A 3,694-nucleotide genomic window follows, 5' to 3' on the forward strand; every position below is an offset into this window, starting at 1 on the left:
CGACGCTGAGTCGAGCGCGGACCGCAGCCGGGAGCGGCTGCCGTCAGATCAGGCCGACAGCGGCGCGTAATTCGTTCTCCACCTCTTTGGCCGCGACGAACAGTAGCTCGTCGCCGCCCTCGAGTGGATCGTCGTGCTGCGGAACGATCACTCGACCGCCGCGCAGAATCGTCACCAAGGCTGCGTCCCTGGGTAATTGGAGCTTGCGGACCGGCTTGCCCGCCAGGGGTGTGTTCTCCGGAAGCGTGATCTCGACGAGGTTGGCCTGACCCTTGCGGAACGTCATCAGGTGAACCAGGTCGCCCACCGACACGGCTTCCTCGACCAGGGACGCGAGCATGCGCGGCGTCGACACTGCGACATCGACGCCCCACGCGGCATCGAACAGCCATTCGTTGCGCGGATCGTTGACCCGGGCCACCACGCGATTCACGCCGAACTCGGTCTTGGCCAGCAAACTGAGCACCAGGTTGGCTTTGTCGTCGCCGGTGGCAGCGATCACCACGTCGTAGTTCTCGAGGTGGGCGGCTTCGAGCAGACTCAACTCGCACGCGTCGGCCAGCACCCATTCCGCTTCCGGGATGGCGGCCTGATCGACGTGGTCGAGCTTGCGTTCGAGGAGCATCACATCGTGTTCACTGCGAATCAACTCGCGTGCGATGGATCTGCCGACTGCGCCGGCTCCGGCGATGGCGACTTTCATGGCTTCCCGTTCGGGTCGATGGGGGAGGTGGGGAACGTGCGCGCGTGCATCAATCGTCCGAGGGCGGCGGGTTGCCCGCCAGCGCAATGGCTTCGGCGACGGTGCCCGAGACCGCGGCGACGTACACCTCGTCACCGGCTTGGATCACGGTGCGCTTGTCCGGTAGCAGTCCGCCGCCGAATCGGATGACGAACGCCGCGCGCGAGTTGGTTGCGTCTTCGAGTACGGAGAGCTTCTTACCGATCCAGGCGTCGTGGAAGTCGAGAAGGACGACGGCGACACTGCCCGACGGATCGCGCCACTTGGTGGTGGGGTCGTCGCGGAGCAGGTTGTGCAGAAAACGATCGGTGGCCCAGGGGACGGTGGCGACCGTCGGGATGCGAGGCGTTCGTAGACGGCGGCGCGCTTGGCGTCGTAGATCCTTGCGACCACTTTGTCGACACCGAACGTCTCTCGCGCGACGCGCGCGGAGATGATGTTCGAGTTGTCGCCGGACGACACGGCCGCGAAGGCCTCGGCCTTCTCGATTCCTGCGCTCACCAACACATCTCGGTCGAAACCCATGCCGACGACGCGATGTCCGCCGAAGTCGGGATCGAGGCGCAGGAATGCTGTCGGGTCGCGGTCGATGATCGCTACCTCGTGGCCGATGCGCTCGAGTGCACCGGCCAGCGATGCACCGACGCGGCCACATCCCATCACGACTACGTACAACGCCCTGCTCCGTCCCGATCTCGATTGCCGACCACACTGCCGATCGACACTGCCACGATGGGCATGCGTGCACCAACGTATCGGGGATTCGTCGCCGGATCGACCGAGGGTGCGCTCCGACACCGTTTCAGGCGCGTGGTTGAGACGTCCACAGGAGGACGGCCTACGCTTCTCAGCGTGTCCAAGGTCTCGACTGCCGCCAAGCGGCTAGTGCTCGGTAAGCCGTTCCGCAGCGACAAGCTCGGTCATACGTTGCTTCCCAAGCGAATCGCGTTGCCGGTGTTCGCCTCGGACGCCATGTCCTCGGTTGCGTATGCACCCGAAGAGATCTTTCTCGTGCTCTCGGTCGCGGGCATCTCGGCACTCGCGTTCACCCCGTGGATCGGTCTCGCCGTCTGTGTGGTGATGGCGGTGGTGGTGGCCAGCTATCGACAGAACGTGCACGCCTATCCCTCCGGCGGCGGAGACTACGAGGTTGCCACCACCAACCTCGGCCCCGCGGCCGGATTGACGGTCGGTAGCGCGTTGCTGGTCGACTACGTGCTCACCGTCGCGGTGTCGATCTCGGCGGCCGCGTCGAACATCGGGTCGGCGGTCCCGTTCGTGGCCGAGCACAAAGTGTTGTTCGCCGTGGTGGCCATCGCCTTCATCACGTCGATCAATCTGCGTGGCATTCGAGAGTCCGGGGCCGCGTTCGCCATCCCTACCTACGCCTTCATGGGCGGCATGGTCCTGATGCTGGGGTGGGGGCTGTTCAGGGTCTACGTTCTCGGCGACGACATCCACGCCGAGTCGGCGGGCTTCGATCTGAAGGCCGAGGATTCACACCTGTACGGCATCGCGTTCGCATTCCTCATCGCGCGGGCCTTCTCCTCCGGTTGCGCGGCATTGACCGGAGTCGAGGCCATCAGCAACGGGGTGCCTGCGTTCGAGAAGCCGAAGTCTCGCAATGCTGCAACCACACTGCTGCTGCTCGGCGCGATCGGGATCACGCTGCTGATGGGCATCATCGTGCTGGCGCAGAAGATCGGCATCAAGTACGCCCTCGACCCTGACATCCAGCTGGTCGGAGCGCCGGAGGGGTACCAGCAGAAGACGCTGATCGCGCAGCTGGCGGAGGCCGTCTTCAGTGGTTTTCCCGCGGGCTTCTTCTTCATCACCACCGTGACCGCACTGATTCTCGTACTCGCGGCCAACACCGCGTTCAACGGCTTCCCGGTGCTCGGTTCGGTGCTGGCACAGGACCGTTACCTGCCCCGCCAGCTGCACACGCGCGGCGACCGGCTGGCTTTCAGCAACGGCATCCTCTTCTTGTCCGGAGCTGCGATCGCGTTCGTCGTCGTGTTCGGGGCGGAGGTCACCAAGCTCATTCAGCTCTACATCGTGGGCGTGTTCGTCTCGTTCACCCTCAGCCAGACCGGCATGGTTCGGCACTGGACGCGGCTGTTGGCCACCGAGACCGATCCCGAGCAACGGCGGCGCATGCAGCGCTCGCGCGTGATCAACGGTGTCGGTCTCGCCATGACCGGAACGGTGCTGGTGATCGTGTTGATCACGAAATTCGCCGCCGGTGCCTGGATTGCGATCGTGGCCATGGTGGCGATCTTCGTGCTGATGCGAATGATCAGGAAGCACTACGACACCGTTGCCCGCGAGCTCGAGAACGAGGAATGGGACGGAGTCCTGCCCAGCCGCACGCACTCGATCGTGTTGGTGTCCAAGCTGCACATGCCGACCCTGCGCGCCTTGGCCTACGCCAGGGCGACCAGGCCGGACACTCTGGAAGCGGTGACGGTCAACGTCGACGAGGCCGATACCCGCGCCCTGGTTCGGCAGTGGGAGGCCAGCGACGTTTCGGTGCCGCTCAAGGTCGTCGAATCGCCCTACCGAGAGGTCACCAAGCCGGTCCTGGACTATGTCAAGCGAGTTCGCCGCGACTCGCCTCGTGACGTCGTCACGGTCTTCATTCCCGAGTACGTCGTCGGTCACTGGTGGGAGCAGGTTCTGCACAATCAGAGCGCGTTGCGACTGAAGTCTCGACTGCTGTTCCAGCCGGGAGTGATGGTCACCAGCGTGCCGTGGCAACTTCGGTCTTCCGAGAAGGCCAAGCGTGAGGTGCTCGGCAATGCACCCGGTGCCTCGCGTCGCGGCTACGAGCCGCCGGTGGGCAAGTGAGCGAGAGCTGGTTCGGGCAGCTACTCGAGGTCGAACTCGGCGCGCCCGGGCACGGCGGGTTCTGCGTGGCCCGCCACGACGGCCGGGTGGTGTTCGTGCGTC

The 3,694-nt window shown here is 64.9% G+C and carries 2 protein-coding genes and 1 pseudogene; 1 reads left to right on the forward strand and 2 read right to left on the reverse strand.

All coding sequences use genetic code 11. The features are described from left to right. Window positions 1-43: 43 nt before the first annotated feature. Both RHBS_RS25555 and RHBS_RS25560 read right to left on the reverse strand, forming a co-directional pair. Entirely contained in the window at window positions 44-703 is a 660-nt protein-coding gene (locus RHBS_RS25555) for a TrkA family potassium uptake protein (RefSeq protein WP_032397923.1), read from the reverse strand. A 49-nt stretch (window positions 704-752) separates the two neighbouring features. Next, a pseudogene (locus RHBS_RS25560) lies at window positions 753-1,417 on the reverse strand (TrkA family potassium uptake protein). A 177-nt stretch (window positions 1,418-1,594) separates the two neighbouring features. Between RHBS_RS25560 and RHBS_RS25565 the strand changes: the two are divergent. Continuing rightward, window positions 1,595-3,592 carry an APC family permease gene (locus tag RHBS_RS25565; protein ID WP_121872443.1) on the forward strand — a complete coding sequence of 666 codons (1,998 nt, stop codon included), beginning with the start codon at window positions 1,595-1,597 and terminating at the stop codon, window positions 3,590-3,592. Window positions 3,593-3,694 lie beyond the last annotated feature (102 nt).

It is taken from the genome of Rhodococcus sp. BS-15, from assembly GCF_000813105.1.
Lineage (GTDB): Bacteria > Actinomycetota > Actinomycetes > Mycobacteriales > Mycobacteriaceae > Rhodococcoides.